The sequence below is a fragment of the Ruegeria sp. BF7 genome (assembly GCF_056538605.1).
Genome location: NZ_JBQFTM010000005.1, coordinates 156,446 through 174,778, shown reverse-complemented (window position 1 = coordinate 174,778; position 18,333 = coordinate 156,446). Strand labels below are relative to the sequence as shown.

Below are 18,333 nucleotides of genomic sequence, written 5' to 3'. Positions count from 1 at the left end.
CTCCTTTGGTTTAGCTGGTCAACGCGTCGGCGATCTTTCGTGCCAGACGCTTGGCCACTTCATCCTTGCCCATGCGCGGCCATTCCTCGGCGCCGTCGTCTGAAATCAGGATCACCGCATTCTCGGACCCGCCCATGATCCCCGTCGCCGGGCTGACATCATTGGCTACGATCCAGTCACAACCCTTGCGCCCCCGTTTGGCGGTGGCGTGTTCGACCACATTGTCGGTTTCAGCCGCGAACCCAACGACCAGCGCTGGGCGGCCTGCGTCCATATGCGAGACACGCTTCAGGATGTCCGGATTTTCGGCAAACTCCAGCACGGGTAGCCCGTCGCGGCTTTTCTTCAATTTCTTGTCCGAGGCACTGGAAACGCGCCAATCTGCAACCGCTGCTGCAAACACGCCCGCGTCCACGGGCAATGCAGCATCCACCGCGTCAGACATCTGCTGGGCCGTTTCCACGGGCACGACCTGCACTCCATCTGGCGGCGGTACATCTGCGGGACCCGTCACAAACACCACTTCGGCCCCCAGCGCGGCCAACGCCCGGGCCACCGCTGCGCCCTGCGCCCCCGAGGAACGATTAGCGATGTAACGCACCGGATCGATGGGTTCATGCGTCGGACCCGAGGTTACAAGCACGCGTTTGCCGTTCAGCGGGCCGTCACCCAGCTCCGTCTCGATCGCCGCGACGATCTCCAGCGGTTCCGACATACGGCCAGGGCCGAATTCGCCGCAAGCCATGTCGCCCTCGTTCGGGCCGACAAAACGGACGCCATCCGCTTGCAGTTGTTTCAAGTTGCGCTGCGTGGCGGGATGATCCCACATCCGCACATTCATCGCTGGTGCACAAAGAACCGGCGTATCGGTCGCCATCAGCAGGGTCGAGGCCAGGTCATTGGCCAGCCCCCCGGCCATCTTCGCCATCAAATCAGCAGTCGCCGGGGCCACAACGATCAGATCAGCCGAACGGGACAATTGAATATGCCCCATCTCGGCCTCATCCGTCAGGTCGAACAGGTCGCGATAGACTTTCTCTCCAGCCAAGGCAGACACCGACAGAGGCGTCACGAATTCCTCGGCCGCACGGGTCAGCACGGGTTTCACAGACGCGCCACGTTCCCTCAGGCGCCGGATCAGATCCAGCGACTTATAAGCCGCGATCCCGCCACCGATGATCAGCAGAATGCGTTTCGATGCCAGCATGTTGTGCCCTTCTCGTCCCGGTCGGCCCAGACATTAGGCAAGCGGGCCGGACAGTTCCAGCGGTTAATTGGATGTTTGAAACGCCAAGCAAGGGTCTTCGCGCTCAACACTTGGGCTATCGATCACGGCATCGAATTCCCCATTCACCAACCCGTCCTCGGACTGGCCCAGCACGAACACTTTCAATCCAGGGCGCATTCGAGACAGAAAGGTCGGAATGCCCCGGTCCTTGCGAGCGTGGCCGTTGCCCGTAATCACCGCGACCGGTCCGCCGGTCTCATCCGTCGCGCGCAGGATGGCACGGGTCAACACCGCATCGCGCAGCCTTTGAATGGCGACCAACTGCGGCAAAGCGCTTTCCGGGATCGCATTGCAATGAGCGGCCAGTTGATCGGCCTCTCGCGCGGCCTGTTCGTCAGCCGGTAGCGGAACGGTCAGACCAAACCGCGCCGCATCCGCCCCCAAGGCCGTGGCTGCGCCCCGCTCCATCGCCGCACGGGCGGCTGTACGCGGGACCATTGCGCCATAAACCGGCGCGTCCGAGGCCTGAAACACCGGGTAATACATGCTGAGCGGCGGCCAGCCGGATTCGATCCACTTTAGAATACGCGCGAGCTCCTCGGGGTCGGATACAGCCTTGTCCGCAAGGCGCTGCGCGCCTTCCTCGGTCACCATTTCCCATACAACGGCTGATGGGTTTATGGCCTTCAACGCCTCGGCCTGAACAACGTGGTGCTGAGGGTTGTCGTGAACCTCACCCAGAATCACCACGTCCGCTTCAGTCATCGCGGCCAGAACATCATACGGTATCAGATTTTCGGCATGGCCAGGTCGGGCCATAACCACAAGTGCACAAAGCAGAATCGCAAGCTGTCTCATGCGATGAAGTGTTGCACCTCACGCGATTGAGCTTCAAGGTTCTTGCGCATTTTCACGAAGGCCGCGGCCTCAAGCTGACGTACACGTTCCTTGGACAGGCCAAGCTCCTGCCCCAGACTTTCCAGCGTACGGGACGGTTCACGCAGCTTGCGTTCGCGCACGATAAAGCGTTCGCGATCGTTCAGTGCCTGCATGGCCATCACCAGCCATTCGCGCAGCTGTTCGGTGTCATGGTTATTCTCGACCATCTCGGCGGCCTGAGCACGTTCATCTTCCAGCGCGTCGATCCACTCGCGCCCGTCCTCATCAGCCGACTGCACCGCGTTCAGCGAGAAATCGGACCCGGACAACCGGCCCTCCATCATCTCGACGTCGCGCAGAGGGACGCCGATCTCGGCGGCGATCATCTGATGCAACTGGTGGCGGTCCAAATCCATCCCCTCGGTCGCAGCTTCGCGCTCAAGGCGCGCCTGAACCCGGCGCATGTTGAAGAACAGGGATTTCTGAGACGAGGTCGATCCGGTTCGCACCATCGACCAATTGCGCATCACGTAATCCTGAATGCTGGCCTTGATCCACCAGACAGCATAGGTCGAAAAGCGCACACCGCGGTCAGGGTCGAACTTGTCGGCGGCTTTCATCAGGCCCAAACCGGCTTCCTGGATCAGATCGTTCATCGGCGCGCCATAGCGTTTAAACTTGGCCGCCATGGAAATCGCCAACCGCATATAGGCCGTGATCAGCCGGTGCAGCGCCTGTTCGTCGCGATCATCACGCCACGCATAGGCCAGTTTCAGTTCGGTCTCCGCGTCCAGCAGTTCGGCCTTCATCGCTTGCCGGGACATCGAAAAATCGTTCGCATTGTCCAGTGCCATGGAAATCTCCCCTTTTCACAGGCGCGGGCCGGACTTGCCTTGCCGACCTAGGGTCGATACGCAGAACAAAACCGGGTGGATCACATGAAAGGTAATTATAGTGTATCCGGATTTAACCTTTGTGTTGGGCGGAGCGGCCTCGGGAAAGTCGGTATTTGCCGAACAACTTGTTGTTTCATCAGGGAAAAACCGGATCTATCTCGCAACATCACAAGTGTTTGATGACGAGATGCGCGATAAGATCCGACGCCACATTGCCCAGCGGGGCGAAGGTTGGGCGACCGTGGAAGCGCCATTCGATCTGGGCCCCGTTCTGGCCGAGCTAACCCCAGACCATGTCTGTTTGATCGACTGTGCCACGATGTGGCTGACCAACCATCTGCTGGCCGAAAACGACTTGGATCGGGTACAAACGGATCTGTTGCAGGCGCTGAAATCCTGCCGCGCTACAGTTGTCATCGTCTCGAACGAGGTCGGCCATGGCATCGTCCCCGACAACACCCTGTCCCGCCGGTTCCGCGAGGCTCAGGGTCGGTTGAATATCGCGCTGGCGGCACATGCCGATCTGGCGGTGCAGGTCACCGCTGGGCTGCCTCTGGTGCTGAAAGGGCAATTGCCGTGACTCGGCTGCATCTTGTCCGCCATGGGCCGACCCATGCGAAAACCATGGTTGGCTGGTCCGACCTGCCTGCGGACCTCAGCGATCAGGCGGCAATCGCGCGGCTGCATGATCACCTTCCGGTCGAGGCTCTGGTGATCTCGTCTGACCTGTCCCGCGCCGCGGACACCGCCTCGGCCATTCAGGGCACCCGCCAGCGCCTACCGCATCACCGTGACCTGCGGGAGATTCATTTCGGCACGTGGGAACTGCGCAGTTTCAAGGAAATCGAGGCCGAAGACCCCGACCTCACCTTCGCTTATTGGGACAACCCCGGCGACGTGCGTCCGCCCAAAGGCGAAAGCTGGAATGAGGTTCGGACCCGCGTGGATGCCGTAATCGATCGGCTGATCACCGACCACACCGGGCGCGATCTGATCATCGTGGCCCATTTCGGCGTGATCTTGACGCAAGTGCAGCGCGCGCTTGGGATTGATGCGCAAGAGACGTTCAGCCACCGGATCGACAACCTCTCGGTCACTGAAATCACCCATTTTGGCGACCGCTGGTCGGTTGGGCGGATCAATCACCTCCCGTGATTACACCCCGCACAAATCACTGATTTACGGAATGGTCCTGCTGCGCCATCGTAGCGGCATGACCTATGATTTGTTTATCGGAGACCGTCTGTTTTCCAGCTGGTCCATGCGCGGCTGGCTGATGCTGGAAAAGTTCGGCCTGCCCTATCGAAGCCACATGATCGGCCTCTATTCCGGCACCATGGTCGAGGATATGAAACCGCTGGCCCCGGCGCGCCTTGTGCCCGCCCTGCGCCTGCCTGACGGTACGGTCGTTGGTGAAAGCCTCGCGATGGCCGAGACATTGGCCGAACGGCATCCCGAGGCCGGGTTGTGGCCCGCGGCCCCCTCCGCCCGCGCAACCGCACGGTGGCTCTGCGCCGAGATGGTGGCCGGGTTCAACGCCTTGCGCGGGGAATGCCCGATGCAGTTGATGCACTGCTGGCAGGGGTTTGTCCCGTCGCCTGAGGCAGTGAGTGATCTGGAGCGGGTCGAAACCTTGTGGTCCCACGCCCGCACAGTGTCCGGTGCCAAGACTGGGCCTTTGTTCGGAAACTATTCTCTGGCCGACGTCTTCTATACTCCGGTGGCTGCGCGGATCATCGGGTATGGCCTGCCGGTCTCCGAGGCGAGCAGAGACTATTGCTTGGGCCTGTTGTCTGACCCCGCAACACGGCAATGGCGCGCCATGGGACGGACCGTAAGCTATGAGCCGTTCCCATACGACCTGAACCTGTCGACGCAGGCCTGGCCTGTCGGAGCGAGTACTGACGCGCAGGCCATGGATAACGGACCATCTCTCAACGAGTTTTGCCCCTATTCCGGCAAAGTGGTCACGCATTTTCTGGAGTTGAACGGGCAGCGTTGGGGCTTCTGTAACCGCTTCTGCCGCGACAAAACCGTCGCAGATCCGGGGGCTTGGCCAAAATTCACCGCAATGACGGACGCCGTTAACGATTCTTAAACCGCGATCATGGCAGCAACGACTTGTTAACCAAAAAGGTCGTTCATGGTCGCTCGCTCTCATACCGTCGCTTTCCAAGGGGTCGATGCCCGCCCGGTCGAGGTGCAATGCGCCGTCTCACCTGGGCTGCCCGCCTTTTCCATCGTCGGCCTGCCAGATAAGGCCGTGTCCGAGGCCCGCGACCGTATCCGCAGCGCGCTAAGCTCAATGGCCATCGCGCTGCCGTCGAAACGGATCACCATCAACCTGTCCCCTGCCGACCTGCCGAAAGAGGGCAGTCACTTCGACCTGCCCATTGCCGTGGCCTTGCTGTCCGCACTGGAGATCATACCGCCCGATGCCGCCGAAGGCGCGGTTTCTTTGGGTGAGTTATCTCTGGACGGCTCGCTGGTGCCTGTCGTAGGCGCCCTGCCCGCCGCCATGACCGCCGCCGCCGAGGATCGCACGTTGCTGTGCCCACGCGCGTCCAGCGCTGAGGCCGCGTGGGTAGATGCCACGCAAGTGATCGGTGCCGGTTCATTGGGAGAAGTGGTGCGCCATTTCTCGGGCCAGTCACCTTTGCCAGCCGCCCAACCCGGAGAAGTAAACCTTGCGCCCAGCCCCCGCGATCTGCGCGATGTGAAAGGACAGGAACGGGCCAAACGCGCGTTAGAGATCGCTGCCGCCGGGCGCCACCACCTGATAATGATCGGTACGCCTGGGTCGGGTAAATCCATGTTGGCCGCGCGTTTGCCTGGTATCCTGCCACCACTAACCCCGACCGAAGCATTGGAAACCTCAATGATCCAATCCCTGTGCGGGTTGTTGGATGAAGGCGGCATCAGCCGCACCCGCCCGTTTCGCGAGCCGCACCACACAGCCTCGATGGCCGCTATCGTCGGGGGCGGCAAAGGGGCGAAACCGGGGGAAATCTCACTCGCTCATAATGGCGTTCTGTTCATGGACGAATTCCCCGAATTCCCGCGTACCGTCCTGGAAACCCTTCGACAACCGATTGAAACAGGTGAGGTCATGGTCGCCCGCGCCAATGCTCATGTGAAATATCCTTGCCGGTTCATGTTGGTGGCTGCCGCCAACCCGTGCAAATGCGGATACCTGACCGACCCGGCCCGCGCCTGTTCGCGCGCGCCTGTGTGTGGCGAAGATTATCTGGGGCGGATTTCCGGCCCGTTGATGGACCGGTTCGATCTGCGGATCGAGGTGCCTCCGGTGGGGTTCACCGATCTCGACCTGCCACCATCTGGCGACAGCTCGGCCATCGTTGCCGCACGGGTCGATGCCGCGCGTGCCATTCAGGCGGAGCGGTTCCGCGAGACAGCGGGAACCCGCCAGAACGCAGATGTAGAGGGTAACGTGCTGGAGGAAATCGCCTCCCCTGATGCCGAAGGCAAAGAACTATTGCTGAAAGCGGCCGAACGGTTCGGCCTATCCGCCCGCGCATTTCACCGCATCCTGCGCGTGGCGCGCACGATCGCCGATCTGGATGGCGAATCGAATGTCCGTCGCCCCCACGTCGCCGAGGCGCTGAGCTTTCGCATCAGTGCCAAGGTCGCGTCTTAAAGCTTGGCCTCGATCGCCTGCCAGATCTTTTCGGCGATGTTCACGCCGTCAAACCGCTCAAGCTCCTGAATACCTGTCGGCGAGGTCACGTTGATCTCGGTCAGGTAGTCGCCGATCACGTCAATCCCGACAAAGACCTGCCCTTTTTCTTTCAGCAGAGGGCCAATCGCGGCGCAAATTTCAAGATCCCGTTCAGACAGGCCGATCTTTTCCGGCCTGCCGCCGACATGCATGTTCGAGCGTGTTTCACCCTTGGCTGGCACACGGTTGATCGCGCCGACAGGCTCTCCATCAACCAGGATCACCCGTTTGTCGCCATTGCTGACATCAGGCAGAAATTTCTGAACAATCAGCGGCTCGCGCGAGAACCCGGTGAACAATTCGTGCAGCGAGGTCAGATTGCGGTCATTCGCATCCAGCCGGAACACGCCCGCACCGCCATTGCCATAAAGCGGCTTGAGGATGACATCGCCATGCTTTTCCTTGAACGCCTTGATGGTCTGAAGGTCGCGCGCAATCGTGGTCGGCGGTGTCAGGTCGGGAAAATCCAAAACCAGCAGTTTTTCGGGGTAGTTACGCACCCAGAACGGATCATTGATCACCAGCGCCTGACCTTTCAGGCGATCCAGCAGGTGGGTCGACGTGATGTAGTGCATGTCGAACGGCGGGTCCTGACGCAGCCAGATCACGTCGAAATCTGCCAGATCAACCTCACGTTCCGGACCGAGCTCAGCCGGGTTACCTGCCACGCGCTGAACGGTCATGTCATGACCGCGCGCGGTGATCCGCCCTTGCTGATAGGCCAGCTGGTCGGGCCCGTAGAAAAACAGCGTGTGCCCGCGCGCCTGTGCCTCTTCGGCCAGACGGAATGAGCTGTCTGCATTGATATCCACGGCCCCGATCGGGTCCATCTGAAAGGCGATTTTCATGGCGTGTCCCTCAATTTTACGCCCGATACATGGCCCAGCGGGGCCATGGGTTCAATGGGGATCAGGCCTGACCAAAGGCGTTTTCGATGATTTGAACAGCCCCCGAGGCGTCCACCAACGCGGCGTCGAACCGGGCATTGGTCAGTTGCCCGCCCGGTTCAGTTTCCAGAAACTGAGCGGCCGAGGCGAAAATCCGGTCCATCTGGCGGCGGTTGATCCTGGCTGCAGCCATCTCAAAACTGCTGCTTTTCTTGACTTCGATGAAAACGACGCCCTCTGCGTTGCGGGCGATCAGGTCGATCTCACCCCCAGCGCTTCGCCAACGACGATACGCGATTGAAAACCCGCGCCGCTCATAGTCGGATGCAACCTGCTGCTCTGCCGCCTGTCCGGCGTGATAGGAAACCGAACTTCGAACGGATCGCGCGGTCATGTCATCCCTTTCCCAGTTTCAGGGCCTTCTGGTAAATCGGACGCCGCGGCAGCTTGTACATTTCAGACACCAGATCCGCCGCGTCCCGAACCGAATGGGTCTCCAGAGCCCGTTTCAGAGCCTCTTCTACGTCGGAATCGTTAACAGTTTCCGAATGTCCGCGATCCACAAGCAGGACGATCTCACCTTTGATCGTTTGCCCTTGCAGGTCTGCCGCCAATTCACCCAAAGACCCGCGCCGAACCTCTTCGAACTTCTTGGTCAGTTCGCGGCACATAGCGGCGGGGCGGTTTTCCCCCAACACCTCGGCCAGATCTGAAAGGCAGGCCGCGACGCGTTTCGGCGACTCGTAGAACACCAGCGTTCCGGGAACGTCGCGCAGCGCTTCGATACGCGATCGGCGGGCACCAGAGGCGTTGGGCAGAAACCCGGCAAAAAAGAACGCATCCGTCGGCAAACCTGCCAAAGTCAGAGCCATCAAAGCTGCCGACGGCCCCGGCGCACAGGTCACCACATGACCGGCCTCGGCCGCCTGCCGCCCCAGATCATATCCTGGGTCGGCGATCAGCGGCATTCCGGCCTCGGACGCGTATGCGACTGATTTTCCTTCGCTCAGAGCGTCCAAGATTTTTCCGCGAGCGCCCGCGCCGCTGTGGTCGTGATAGGCCAGAATGCGCCGTCCACCCAAGGGAACACCGTGAATTTCCATCAACCGGCGCAGGCTGCGGGTATCCTCAGCCGCGATCATATCGGCCGAGGCCAGCACATCCAGCGCTCTGAGCGTGATATCGCGTGCCGTACCGATTGGAGTGGCAACAAAATACAGGCCGGCGCCCAATCTGACTTTTTGGAAATTCAAAGCTGGACCCTCACAGCGTGACGTTTATTATCGCGGCGTAATAGATAGGTGGCACCCCAAGCCGCCGGGACAGGGAGTTTTCATTCAGATGTTTACCGTTTGCAAGCCCGTTCGCAAGCTGGCGCGCACCGCCGCGGTTCTGGCAACTGCCGCCTTTCTGGCCGCCTGTGACGTCAGCACCATTGGCGGCGGGCCATCAATCAACACATCCGAACCTGTCCCTGTCGCCCTGCTGGTACCCGCCGGATCGGGTCAGTCTGGCGACGCAGCACTGGCGCGCAGCCTTGAAAACGCAGCCCGTCTGGCGATGGCCGACCTGCAGAACGTCAAAATCGATCTGCGTGTCTATGACACCCGTGGCAGCTCGAACACAGCCGCAGAGGTTGCGCAGCGCGCGGTCGCCGACGGAGCCAAGATCATTCTGGGGCCGGTCTATGCGCAGGCGGCGAATTCCGCTGGCCTGGCGGTGCTGAGCAATAACGTCAATGTGCTTTCCTTCTCAAACAACACAAGCATTGCCGGCGGCAACGTGTTCGTCCTTGGTCCAACCTTTGACAACACGGCCAATCGGCTGGTCAGCTTCGCCGGGTCGCAGGGCAAGAACACTATGGTCATCGTCCACAGCAACGATCCCGCAGGCCAGCTGGGCCAAAGCGCCATTGCCAATGCTCTCGGCAGCAGCCGCGTAAATAATGCCGGTTCGGTCGGCTACGACCGGTCACAGCAGGGTGTCATCAGCGCGGTGCCAAATGTCAAAGCCACAGTGGACGCGTCGGGCGCTGATTCCCTATTTCTGACAGCAACGACAGCTGGCGCTCTGCCGCTTTTCACTCAATTGCTGCCCGAAGCGGGTGTTTCCCAGGCAAATACACAGTTTATCGGCCTGACACGCTGGGATATCCCTCCGCAGACACTGGACTTGCCCGGCGTACAAGGCGGTTGGTTCGCATTGCCTGACCCGTCCAAGGCGCAGGCGTTTCGCCAGCGGTACAACAACACTTACGGCGAAGCCCCTCACCCGATCAGCGGTCTGGCCTATGACGGCATCGCGGCCATTGCTGCGCTGGTCAGCCAGGGTAAATCCAACGCACTGACCACGTCGGCATTGACACAGAACGCCGGTTTCCAGGGCGTTGGCGGCATCTTCCGCCTGCGCCCGAACGGTACGAATGAACGCGGTCTGGCTGTCGCCACGATCCAGAATAAACAGGTAGTAGTGATTGACCCTGCCCCACAAAGCTTCACAGGCGCCGGTTTCTGATCGACCGGGCCTGACGCTGCCCACCAAGGGTGAGCTGATTTGCCCCGCCGATGAAATATTCGACAGCGCCGCCGTCATGGCGCAGCTGTCGGAAGCCTTCGAGAAGACCTCGGACAATGCCGCCCGCAGGAATGAGACCGTGCGTATTCTGCGTGACGCTCAGAAAGCCGGGCGCCAGGCCATTGCTGATGCCTTTGCCAAACGCCCTTTTGATGCGCGGCGGCTGACCCATTCCTATACCTATCTGACCGACGGCCTCGTCTGCACCGCCATGAAGGTTGCAAGCGAGGACCTGCATCCGCTGGCCACGCCGACGCAGGGGGAAAAGATCGCCGTGATGGCGGTCGGTGGTTACGGGCGCGGAGAGATGGCACCATCGTCCGATGTCGACCTGCTGTTTCTGACCCCCTACAAGATCACCGCCTGGGCCGAGAGCGTGATTGAATCCATGCTCTATATCCTTTGGGATCTGCGACTAAAGGTCGGGCATTCCTCGCGCACTATCAAAGATTGCCTGCGGTTGGGCGCGGAGGATTTCACCATCCGTACTGCCATGCTGGAACAGCGTTATCTGGCCGGGGAAAAGGAACTTGGGGTTGAACTGGAAACCCGTCTGAAGTCCGACCTGTTCAAGGGCAGCGAGCGACAATTCATCGAAGCCAAGCTGCAGGAACGCGACGAGCGCCATCTGAAACAGGGCCAGCGTTACGTGGTTGAGCCCAATGTCAAAGAGGGCAAGGGAGGGCTGCGCGATCTTCAATCCCTCTATTGGATCGCGAAATACATTTATGGTGTTCAGGATGTGGCCGAACTGGTGCCCTTGGGCCTGTTCACACCGGATGAGTTTGAAACTTTCGTAAAGGCCGAAGATTTCCTCTGGGCGGTGCGCTCTCACTTGCATCTGGTCACCGGTCGCGCAACGGAGCAGTTGACCTTTGACATGCAGGTCGAGGTTGCCGCCCGCATGGGGTACGAGGATCGCGCCGGACGCCGCGGCGTCGAAGTCTTCATGCAGCGCTATTTCCGCGAAGCCACGCGGGTGGGTGAGCTGACGCGCATCTTCCTGACCAAGCTGGAAGCGACCCATGTGAAGAGCGCGCCGTTGCTGGAGCGTATCTTTCGCCGCCGTCCCCGTGTGAAGGCGGGCTATACCGTCGTGCATGGTCGTCTGGACGTAGCCGATCCCGAGACGTTTCTGGCTGACAAGTTGAATCTGCTGCGCCTGTTCGAAGAGGGCCTGCGGACGGGCATGTTGATCCACCCGGATGCGATGCGTTTGGTCAGCGCCAACCTGAACCTGATCGACGAAGAGATGCGCGAAAACAAGGAAGCGCGGCGTATCTTCCTTGATCTGATGCTAAAACACGGCAACCCCGAACGCGCCTTGCGGCGGATGAACGAACTGGGCGTCCTCTCGGCCTTCCTGCCTGAGTTCGAGCACATCGTGGCGATGATGCAGTTCAATATGTATCACAGCTATACGGTCGATGAACATACGATCCAGTGCATCGTCAACCTGAACCAAATCGAACGCGGAGAGTTGGTGGAATCCCTGCCTCTGGCTTCGTCGATCCTGAAGGGCGGGGTCAATCGCAAGGTTCTGTATGTCGCTTTGCTACTACATGACATCGCCAAAGGACGACCTGAGGATCACTCGATCCTTGGCGCGCAGATCGCCCGCAAGGTTGCGCCCCGGCTGGGTTTGAACAAGGCGGATTCGGAAACCGTAGAATGGCTGGTGCGTTATCACCTGCTGATGTCGGACATGGCGCAGAAACGCGACATCTCGGACCCGCGCACGGTGCGCGATTTCGCCAAGGCGGTGAAGACGGTCAAGCGGTTGGACCTGCTGACGGTATTGACGGTCTGCGATATTCGCGGCGTCGGACCGAATACATGGAACAACTGGAAGGCCACCCTGCTGCGCGCCCTGCACGCCGAAACCAAGCGCGCGCTGGAAACCGGGATGGAAGACCTCAACCGCGCCAATCGCGGCACCGAGGCCAAGAAGGCCCTGCGCGCTGAACTGGTTGAATGGTCCAAAGCCGACCTCAAGGCAGAGACCGGGCGGCATTATCCGCCGTATTGGCAGGGTCTGAACCTGTCGACTCATGTAGAATTTGCCGAGATGCTGCGGTCACTGGAACACAGCGGCAACCCCGGTGAGATGGAAATTCGTCTGCATCCCGACGAAGACCGCGACGCTACCCGCGCCTGTTTTGCGATGGGTGACCATCCTGGAATCTTTGCGCGAATCGCCGGGGCTCTGGCGCTGGTCGGGGCGAATGTTGTGGACGCGCGCAGCTATACCACCAAGGACGGCTACGTAACCGATGCGTTCTGGATTCAGGATGCCGAGGGCCATCCGTTCGAAGACAGCCGCCTGCCGCGCCTGACCCAGATGATCCACAAGACGCTGAAAGGCGAGGTTGTTGCCCGCGACGCGCTGAAATCGCGCGACAAGATCAAGAAACGCGAGCGCGCATTCAACGTGCCGACCCATGTCACCTTCGACAATGACGGGTCCGAGATTTACACCATTATCGAGGTCGACACCCGCGACCGTCCCGGCCTGCTGTACGACCTGACGCGCACGCTGGCTGACGCCAATGTCTATATCGCCAACGCGGTGATCGCGACCTATGGCGAGCAGGTAGTGGACACGTTTTACGTCAAGGACATGTTCGGGCTGAAATACCATTCGGAAAGCAAGCAGCGCACGCTTGAGGGCAAGCTGCGCAAAGCCATCACCGAAGGCGCCGAGCGCGCGGCCTCATGAAGCAGATCCGGCTGTTTTCAGGCCTGTTTACGGTCGGCTTCTGGACGCTGGCCAGCCGGGTTCTGGGGTTCCTGCGGGAAATCCTGCTGACCGCCTTTATCGGGCCGGGTCCGGTGATGGATGCCTTTGTCGCCGCCTTCCGCCTGCCCAACATGTTCCGCCGTTTCTTTGCCGAGGGCGCGTTCAACGCGGCCTTTGTGCCGATGTTTTCAAAACGGCTGGAGGGGGATGAAAACGCCGAAGGATTTGCGCAGGACGCGTTCAACCTGCTGGCTGTGTCCGTTCTGGCTCTGGTCGGGCTGGCAATGGTGTTCATGCCCGCTTTGGTCTGGATCACTGCCGAGGGATTCCTCGGGGATGAACGGTTCGATCTGGCGGTGGACTACGGGTATGTGGTTTTCCCTTACATCCTGTTCATGTCGCTGGCAGCGCTGTTTTCCGGTGTTCTGAATGCCACCGGACGCTTTGCCGCCGCCGCCGCCGCGCCAGTTCTGCTGAACATCTTTGCCTGTGCAGCCCTTATCACCTCAGCGGCGATGGGCGGCGAGGTGATACGATGGCTGATCTCCGTCATCCCGCTGGCCGGCATCGCGCAACTGGCGCTGGTCTGGATCGCCACCGAACGAGCGGGCATTCGCATTCGCCTGGGCTTGCCTAAACTCAGCCCCGAAATGCGCCGTATGGTTCGAATTGCCGTCCCCGCAGCGCTCGCCATGGGCGTCACGCAGGTCAATCTGGTGGTGGGGCAGCTTGTGGCCTCGAAAACTGAAAAGGCGGTTAGCTGGCTGTTTGCGGCGGACCGGCTGTATCAATTGCCTCTGGGCGTCGTGGGCATTGCCGTCGGTATCGTCCTGCTGCCCGATCTGTCGCGGCGCCTGCGGGCAGGAGACAAGGACGGCGCACGCAACGCCTTTTCCCGCGCTGGCGAATTCACCCTGCTACTGACCATCCCCTCGACCGTGGCCTTTGTTGTTCTGCCCAACCCAATCGTCTCGGTCCTGTTCGAGCGCGGTCAGTTCAGCGCCGAGGACACAACGGCCACAGCGCTGGCGGTGGCCGTCTATGGCATCGGACTGCCCGCCTTCATGCTGCAAAAGCTGCTGCAACCTCTTTTTTTCGCGCGCGAGGATACGCGGAGTCCGTTCCACTATGCCATCTTCGCAATGATCGTGAATGCCGGTCTCGCCTTCGGTCTTTATCCGCTGGTCGGCTGGATCGCACCCGCGATTGCGGCCTCGGCTGCGGGTTGGGCCATGGTCGGTCTACTGATCCTCGGCGCACGACGCATGGGCGAAGAGGCGCGGTTCGATGATCGGTTCAAACACCGGGCATGGCGCATCGTGGCAGCGTCATTGGGGATGGGCGTTGTGCTTTACGCCGCCATCCACCTGTTCGGCTGGACCTTCGACCTGCCCGGATGGCGGTATCTGGCGTTGATTGTCCTGATCAAAGTTGCAGCCGCTTCCTATTTCTTCCTCGGCCACCTGTTCGGCGCCTTTGAAGTATCCGAGTTCAAAAAGGCTCTGCGCCGGTCGTGATCAGTCGCGGCGAATGCGCCGAACGATCCGCGCCCAACCGCCCGGGGCCAGAAAGAAAGAAAGTCCAAAGCCTGTAGCAAACCCGCCCAGATCAGCCACCCAATCCGAGGTGCCACCGAAGAGCAGACCAAGCACCAGTTGGATACCCATCAATGCCGCGATCAGGCCAAAGGCCCGGTGTTGGTTTTCCCCGACCAGTGACAGCTTGCGCCACAGCAACCATGTGAACGCGCCGATCAAGCCGTAAACCGGCGGGAATCCTCCGACCAAAGGATAGCTAGGGTCCAGCAGCAGCGCATAGGCCAGCGCTCCGCCGACACCAGACAACACAAATACCACCAGCATCTGGAACCCGCCAAAGACCTCGGCCACCATCTTGCCCACCGCCAGCAGAAAGACACAGACAAAGACAGCCTGAGTGAAGCTGCCCGAAACGAACGGGTAGGTTACGAAACGAACAACATGTTCGAACGGCCAGCGCCCGTTCTCAACCATCCAGTCGAAGATATCGGGCGAAAACGAATAGCTCTGCAACGCATCCAGCCGCCATCCCACCGCCGACGGACCGCCGATCAGCCCGCGTGTTCCCAGGGTAAAGGCCAGTTCCACCCCCATTATGAACAGCACCAACGCCACCACCACGGGCGGCAGGGGGTTCACGGCGGGTGTAAAATTCTCACTGCTCATTGGGCTGGCCTTTCGCGGCGGTTGACGTCCCTTGGCCTCATGGGTAAGCGACGGAGGCTTATTTTTCCAGACGGGAGTTCCCTTCGATGACCGAAACCAAGTTCACGCCGCGCGTGTTTTCCGGCATCCAGCCATCGGGAAACCTGCACCTAGGCAACTATCTGGGTGCGCTGAAGCGGTTCGTGGATATGCAGGGGCCTGAGTTCGAGACCATCTATTGCATGGTCGACCTGCACGCGATCACTGTCTGGCAAGACCCGGCCCGTTTGCGTGAAAAGACGCGCGAGGTCTGTGCGGGCTTCATCGCTGCCGGCCTGGACCCCGAAAAATCAATCCTGTTCAACCAAAGCCAGGTGGCCGAGCACACGCAACTGGCCTGGATTTTCAACTGCGTCGCCCGCATGGGCTGGATGCAGCGGATGACGCAGTTCAAGGACAAGGCCGGCAAGAACGCGCAGAACGCCTCGCTTGGACTGTTTGCCTATCCGGCTCTGATGGCGGCGGACATTCTGACCTATCACGCAACGCATGTGCCGGTCGGTGAGGACCAGAAACAGCATCTGGAGTTGACCCGCGACATCGCGATCAAGTTCAACCATGACTATGGTGTCGATTTCTTCCCAGTGACCGAGCCGGTGATCGGTGGCCCGGCGCCGCGGGTGATGAACCTGCGCGACGGCACCCGCAAGATGTCATCCTCGGATCCGTCCGACATGACCCGCATCAACATGACCGACGATGCCGACGCCATCGCCAAGAAAATCCGCAAGGCCAAGACCGACCCGGACGCCCTCCCCTCGGAACTCGACGGCCTGTCGGAACGTCCCGAGGCACGCAATCTGGTGAACATCTTTGCCGCGCTCAGCGACCAGACAGCCGAACAGGTTCTGGCCGAGGTGGGTGGCAAACAGTTCGGTGAGTTCAAGCCGATGCTGGCCGACCTGGCGGTCTCGAAACTGGCGCCGATCTCGACAGAAATGGCCCGCCTGATGGGCGAAGAGGCTGAGATCGACCAGATTCTGGCCAAAGGTGCAGAAAAGGCGCGGGCGATTGCAGCCCCGATCCTGCAGCAGACCTACGAAATCGTGGGCATGGTCGGCGCAAAACAGCGCTGATTGCTCTGGACGTTACCTCAGCGCCTTCCTAGGTTTGCCGCAAAGCTTGGGAGGGCGTAATGGCAGTCGGCAAGAACATCCGCACCTATTTCGAAGGTCAGTGGCATGACGGGAACGCCCCGATCATGCGGGCCGCAGATCATGGCTCATGGCTGGGATCGTCGGTCTTTGACGGCGCGCGTTACTTCGAAGGCATGGCCCCGGACCTTGAGGCGCATTGCGACCGCGTGAACCGATCCGCCGAGGCGCTGATGCTGACGCCCTCGGTGACGACCGAACAAATGGTCGAGATCGTCCGCGAGGGGCTGGAAGCTTTCGGCCCGGAATCCGCCGTTTACATCCGCCCGATGTATTGGGGCATCGACGGCGACGCGACCGCCATCGTTCCGCTGGAAAACAGCACCGGCTTTGCAATCTGTCTGGAAGAGATTCCAATGGCCCCCGAAACCGCCGCGGCCACGCTGGGGTACACGCGGTTCCGCCGTCCGGTGCTGGAATCCTCGGTCGTGAACGCCAAGGCCGGGTGCCTTTACCCAAATAACGCGCGGATGCTGCAAGACGTACGCTCCAAAGGGTTTTCCAACGCGCTGGTTGCCGACGCTTTGGGCCATGTGGCCGAGACCGCAACCGCCAATATCTTCATGGTCAGGGATGGTGAAGTGTTCACCCCCACCCCCAACGGTACCTTTCTGGCCGGGATCACCCGCGCCCGCCATATCGCAAACCTGCGCGCCGACGGCGTAATCGTGCACGAAGCCATTCTCAGCTTTGATGATTTCCACAAGGCAGATGAGGTTTTCATGACAGGAAACATGAGCAAGATCACTCCGGTCACTGCGATTGAAGACACGCAGTATCAGGTCGGCCCCATAGCCCGCCGCGCGCGAGAGATGTATTGGGACTGGGCGGCAAGCACGCGCTAGGCTCTGGTTGCCAGCACGCATCTGGTCGGGCATGATCGGCCGAAATGAATGAGGACACTCCATGCGCAAATTTCTGGTCGTTCTGGATGACAGCCGCGAATGCCTGAACGCAATGCGCTTTGCCGCCATGCGTGCGGCCCATACCGGCGGCGGTGTGACGATCCTGTCGGTCATCCCGCCGGATGAATTCAACCACTGGATCGGCGTGGCCGAAGTCATGCGCGAAGAAGCGCGCGAGCGTATTCACGCCCATTACGAGGTGTTCGCCAAGTGGATGCGCGACAAGCAGGGCGTGGATCCGGAACTGGCGATCCGCGAAGGTGACCCGGTTGCGCAGATCATCGAACACGTCCAGTCAGACCCCGAGATCGGGGTGCTTGTTCTGGGCGCGGGTGTCGAAAAGAAGGGCCCTGGCCCGCTGGTGACGCAGCTGACCAAAAACTCAGGCAGTCTGCCGATCCCTATCACTATTGTTCCCGGCGATCTGAGCAAGGAAAAGCTGGAAGAAATCACCTAAGGCCCGCTCATGCCCCGCAACATCCAGTTCTGGTTCGAATTCGCCTCGACCTATTCCTATCTGAGCGCGGTTCGGATCGAGGATTTGGCGGCCCAGCACGGGATCTCGGTCGAATGGCACCCGTTCCTGCTCGGCCCTATTTTTGCAGCGCAAGGCTGGGACAATTCCCCGTTCAACATTTACCCGGCCAAAGGGCGCTATATGTGGCGTGATATGGAACGGTTGTCGGCTCGGCGCGGCCTACGGTTCACACGGCCTGATCCCTTTCCGCAGAATGGCCTTAAGGCCGCGCGGCTTGTGTTGTCGATCGACGCCCAACCCCAAAGGGCCGCGTTTGTTCGTGCCGTTTATGCTGCGGAATTTGTCGATGGCCTGAACATCTCGGACGACGATGTGCTGGTTGATTGCCTGTCACAGGCCAGCCTGCCTGCGGAAACGCTGACCCGCTGTCACGACCCGGACATCAAGGCTGCCTTGATTGAACAAACGAAAACGGCTCAGACCAACGGGATTTTCGGAGCCCCCAGTTTTCTGGTGGGGGATGAGCTGTTCTGGGGCGATGACCGGCTGGATGAGGCCATGCAACTAGCCACTGAAATTTAGAATGGTTCCAAATCTTGACTTCCCCGGC

At 60.5% G+C, this 18,333-nt stretch carries 18 protein-coding genes; 11 read left to right on the top strand and 7 right to left on the bottom strand.

Translation table 11 applies throughout. The features are described from left to right. Positions 1 to 10: 10 nt before the first annotated feature. From coaBC to ACR0IK_RS13350, 3 genes are all read right to left on the bottom strand, one after another. Positions 11 to 1,207, bottom strand: coding sequence for a bifunctional phosphopantothenoylcysteine decarboxylase/phosphopantothenate--cysteine ligase CoaBC (gene coaBC / locus ACR0IK_RS13360; protein WP_480641830.1), 1,197 nt, complete (start codon positions 1,205 to 1,207; stop codon positions 11 to 13). A gap of 63 nt (positions 1,208 to 1,270) precedes the next feature. Continuing rightward, positions 1,271 to 2,086, bottom strand: a complete 816-nt coding sequence (locus ACR0IK_RS13355; RefSeq protein ID WP_480641829.1) for a ChaN family lipoprotein — start codon at positions 2,084 to 2,086, stop codon at positions 1,271 to 1,273. Then, positions 2,083 to 2,961, bottom strand: coding sequence for an RNA polymerase factor sigma-32 (locus ACR0IK_RS13350; protein ID WP_480592920.1), 879 nt, complete (start codon positions 2,959 to 2,961; stop codon positions 2,083 to 2,085). The genes ACR0IK_RS13355 and ACR0IK_RS13350 overlap by 4 nt, the downstream gene beginning before the upstream one ends. A gap of 100 nt (positions 2,962 to 3,061) precedes the next feature. On the opposite strand from ACR0IK_RS13350, the gene cobU reads away from it, so the two are divergent. Genes cobU through ACR0IK_RS13330 form a run of 4 tightly spaced genes read left to right on the top strand, consistent with a single transcriptional unit; the run spans position 3,062 to position 6,661 of the window. Further along, positions 3,062 to 3,583 (top strand): bifunctional adenosylcobinamide kinase/adenosylcobinamide-phosphate guanylyltransferase, encoded by a 522-nt coding sequence (cobU, locus tag ACR0IK_RS13345; RefSeq protein ID WP_480641828.1) that lies wholly within the window; start codon positions 3,062 to 3,064, stop codon positions 3,581 to 3,583. Further along, positions 3,580 to 4,158 (top strand): histidine phosphatase family protein, encoded by a 579-nt coding sequence (locus ACR0IK_RS13340; protein WP_480641827.1) that lies wholly within the window; start codon positions 3,580 to 3,582, stop codon positions 4,156 to 4,158. Before cobU ends, ACR0IK_RS13340 begins: the two co-directional genes overlap by 4 nt. Positions 4,159 to 4,216: 58 nt before the next feature. Beyond that, complete coding sequence (locus tag ACR0IK_RS13335) at positions 4,217 to 5,101, top strand: glutathione S-transferase (RefSeq protein ID WP_480641878.1); 885 nt, start codon at positions 4,217 to 4,219, stop codon at positions 5,099 to 5,101. Positions 5,102 to 5,146: 45 nt separating this feature from the next. Then, positions 5,147 to 6,661, top strand: a complete 1,515-nt coding sequence (locus ACR0IK_RS13330; protein WP_480641826.1) for a YifB family Mg chelatase-like AAA ATPase — start codon at positions 5,147 to 5,149, stop codon at positions 6,659 to 6,661. Here ACR0IK_RS13330 and gshB read toward each other — a convergent pair. From gshB to rsmI, 3 genes are all read right to left on the bottom strand, one after another. Beyond that, positions 6,658 to 7,590, bottom strand: a complete 933-nt coding sequence (gene gshB / locus ACR0IK_RS13325; protein WP_480592912.1) for a glutathione synthase — start codon at positions 7,588 to 7,590, stop codon at positions 6,658 to 6,660. The two genes, ACR0IK_RS13330 and gshB, sit on opposite strands and share 4 nt — an antisense overlap. A gap of 61 nt (positions 7,591 to 7,651) precedes the next feature. Continuing rightward, the gene (locus tag ACR0IK_RS13320; RefSeq protein ID WP_480641825.1) at positions 7,652 to 8,023 is read right to left on the bottom strand and encodes a YraN family protein; all 372 of its coding nucleotides are present in this window, start codon (positions 8,021 to 8,023) and stop codon (positions 7,652 to 7,654) included. Position 8,024: 1 nt separating this feature from the next. Further along, the gene (gene rsmI, locus ACR0IK_RS13315; protein WP_480641824.1) at positions 8,025 to 8,882 is read right to left on the bottom strand and encodes a 16S rRNA (cytidine(1402)-2'-O)-methyltransferase; all 858 of its coding nucleotides are present in this window, start codon (positions 8,880 to 8,882) and stop codon (positions 8,025 to 8,027) included. An 88-nt stretch (positions 8,883 to 8,970) separates the two neighbouring features. Between rsmI and ACR0IK_RS13310 the strand changes: the two genes are divergently transcribed. Genes ACR0IK_RS13310 through murJ form a run of 3 tightly spaced genes read left to right on the top strand, consistent with a single transcriptional unit; the run spans position 8,971 to position 14,460 of the window. Next, the gene (locus ACR0IK_RS13310; RefSeq protein ID WP_480641823.1) at positions 8,971 to 10,143 is read left to right on the top strand and encodes a penicillin-binding protein activator; all 1,173 of its coding nucleotides are present in this window, start codon (positions 8,971 to 8,973) and stop codon (positions 10,141 to 10,143) included. Next, positions 10,103 to 12,922, top strand: coding sequence for a [protein-PII] uridylyltransferase (locus tag ACR0IK_RS13305; protein ID WP_480641822.1), 2,820 nt, complete (start codon positions 10,103 to 10,105; stop codon positions 12,920 to 12,922). Before ACR0IK_RS13310 ends, ACR0IK_RS13305 begins: the two co-directional genes overlap by 41 nt. Further along, the gene (gene murJ / locus ACR0IK_RS13300; RefSeq protein ID WP_480641821.1) at positions 12,919 to 14,460 is read left to right on the top strand and encodes a murein biosynthesis integral membrane protein MurJ; all 1,542 of its coding nucleotides are present in this window, start codon (positions 12,919 to 12,921) and stop codon (positions 14,458 to 14,460) included. The genes ACR0IK_RS13305 and murJ overlap by 4 nt, the downstream gene beginning before the upstream one ends. On the opposite strand, the gene ACR0IK_RS13295 is transcribed toward murJ, so the two are convergent. Further along, entirely contained in the window at positions 14,461 to 15,147 is a 687-nt protein-coding gene (locus ACR0IK_RS13295) for a rhomboid family intramembrane serine protease (RefSeq protein ID WP_480641820.1), read from the bottom strand. A gap of 86 nt (positions 15,148 to 15,233) precedes the next feature. On the opposite strand from ACR0IK_RS13295, the gene trpS reads away from it, so the two are divergent. The 4 genes from trpS to ACR0IK_RS13275 all read left to right on the top strand — a co-directional run bounded on the left by trpS (position 15,234) and on the right by ACR0IK_RS13275 (position 18,305). After that, positions 15,234 to 16,262: a tryptophan--tRNA ligase gene (trpS, locus tag ACR0IK_RS13290; RefSeq protein ID WP_480641819.1), complete on the top strand. Its 1,029-nt coding sequence runs from the start codon at positions 15,234 to 15,236 to the stop codon at positions 16,260 to 16,262. A gap of 59 nt (positions 16,263 to 16,321) precedes the next feature. Further along, positions 16,322 to 17,185 carry a branched-chain amino acid aminotransferase gene (locus ACR0IK_RS13285; RefSeq protein WP_480592896.1) on the top strand — a complete coding sequence of 288 codons (864 nt, stop codon included), beginning with the start codon at positions 16,322 to 16,324 and terminating at the stop codon, positions 17,183 to 17,185. A gap of 61 nt (positions 17,186 to 17,246) precedes the next feature. Beyond that, complete coding sequence (locus tag ACR0IK_RS13280; protein ID WP_480592894.1) at positions 17,247 to 17,702, top strand: universal stress protein; 456 nt, start codon at positions 17,247 to 17,249, stop codon at positions 17,700 to 17,702. Positions 17,703 to 17,711: 9 nt separating this feature from the next. After that, a complete protein-coding gene (locus ACR0IK_RS13275; protein WP_480592892.1) occupies positions 17,712 to 18,305 on the top strand; it encodes a DsbA family protein in 594 nt (197 codons plus the stop codon). Positions 18,306 to 18,333: the final 28 nt, after the last annotated feature.

Bases quoted from the DNA above. Each gene is read 5' to 3' on its own strand.
- murJ (WP_480641821.1), top strand. From the start codon at position 12,919: ATGAAGCAGATCCGGCTGTTTTCAGGCCTGTTTACGGTCGGCTTCTGG.
- ACR0IK_RS13320 (WP_480641825.1), bottom strand. From the start codon at position 8,023: ATGACCGCGCGATCCGTTCGAAGTTCGGTTTCCTATCACGCCGGACAG.
- ACR0IK_RS13350 (WP_480592920.1), bottom strand. From the start codon at position 2,961: ATGGCACTGGACAATGCGAACGATTTTTCGATGTCCCGGCAAGCGATG.
- ACR0IK_RS13335 (WP_480641878.1), top strand. From the start codon at position 4,217: ATGACCTATGATTTGTTTATCGGAGACCGTCTGTTTTCCAGCTGGTCC.
- coaBC (WP_480641830.1), bottom strand. From the start codon at position 1,207: ATGCTGGCATCGAAACGCATTCTGCTGATCATCGGTGGCGGGATCGCG.
- ACR0IK_RS13295 (WP_480641820.1), bottom strand. From the start codon at position 15,147: ATGAGCAGTGAGAATTTTACACCCGCCGTGAACCCCCTGCCGCCCGTG.
- ACR0IK_RS13285 (WP_480592896.1), top strand. From the start codon at position 16,322: ATGGCAGTCGGCAAGAACATCCGCACCTATTTCGAAGGTCAGTGGCAT.
- trpS (WP_480641819.1), top strand. From the start codon at position 15,234: ATGACCGAAACCAAGTTCACGCCGCGCGTGTTTTCCGGCATCCAGCCA.
- ACR0IK_RS13275 (WP_480592892.1), top strand. From the start codon at position 17,712: ATGCCCCGCAACATCCAGTTCTGGTTCGAATTCGCCTCGACCTATTCC.
- ACR0IK_RS13280 (WP_480592894.1), top strand. From the start codon at position 17,247: ATGCGCAAATTTCTGGTCGTTCTGGATGACAGCCGCGAATGCCTGAAC.
- ACR0IK_RS13330 (WP_480641826.1), top strand. From the start codon at position 5,147: ATGGTCGCTCGCTCTCATACCGTCGCTTTCCAAGGGGTCGATGCCCGC.
- ACR0IK_RS13355 (WP_480641829.1), bottom strand. From the start codon at position 2,086: ATGAGACAGCTTGCGATTCTGCTTTGTGCACTTGTGGTTATGGCCCGA.
- ACR0IK_RS13310 (WP_480641823.1), top strand. From the start codon at position 8,971: ATGTTTACCGTTTGCAAGCCCGTTCGCAAGCTGGCGCGCACCGCCGCG.
- gshB (WP_480592912.1), bottom strand. From the start codon at position 7,590: ATGAAAATCGCCTTTCAGATGGACCCGATCGGGGCCGTGGATATCAAT.